The sequence below is a fragment of the Qipengyuania aquimaris genome (genome assembly GCF_020171965.1).
GTDB classification, from domain to species: domain Bacteria; phylum Pseudomonadota; class Alphaproteobacteria; order Sphingomonadales; family Sphingomonadaceae; genus Qipengyuania; species Qipengyuania aquimaris_A.
This window is the reverse complement of record NZ_JAIUZK010000005.1, coordinates 1-509: the sequence shown is the minus strand read 5'-3', so window position 1 is coordinate 509 and position 509 is coordinate 1. Positions and strand designations below refer to the sequence as shown.

The 509-nt window shown below is 62.1% G+C and carries 1 protein-coding gene; it reads right to left on the bottom strand.

Annotated elements, in window-relative coordinates; translation table 11 throughout:
- A partial coding sequence (locus tag LCM24_RS12975; protein ID WP_224805001.1) for a hypothetical protein occupies positions 1-509 on the bottom strand: 509 nt, incomplete at both ends.

Genomic DNA, 509 nt, shown 5'->3' with positions numbered 1-509 from the left:
TCGGCGACCGGGATGTCATCGACGATGGAGATGACGATCTGGCCCGGGGTTGCGTCGCTGTCGCCGGTGGCGTCGGTGACGCTCATGGTGATCGTGTCGCTCAGCGGGTTCACCTCGCCCTGGCCCGTGTGGGTCAGCGCTGCAGAGAGCGTGTAGGTATACTGGTAGGTGAACGTGCCATCGCCGTTGTCGACGATACCCGTGATCTCGATCACGCCCTTGGTCGTCGTCAGCGTGTCGCCGATAGCCGGATCGGTCAGCGTGTTGCCGTTGTCCGCTTCCAGCGTGAAGGTGACGTCTTCGCCATTGGTATCGACATCGAAGCTGCCTGCAGCAGTTTCGCTGTTCGGGCCATGCTGGACGCCGTCTGCAAGGCCGTCTTCATAGACAGTCAGCGCATCGCCCGTGATGTCGGGAGCGTTGGGATCCTGGTTCAGCGTGATGACCAGCTCTGCCAGGTCCGTATCGCCGTCGGCGTCGGTGATCTGGTAGGTGAAGGTATCGCTCGT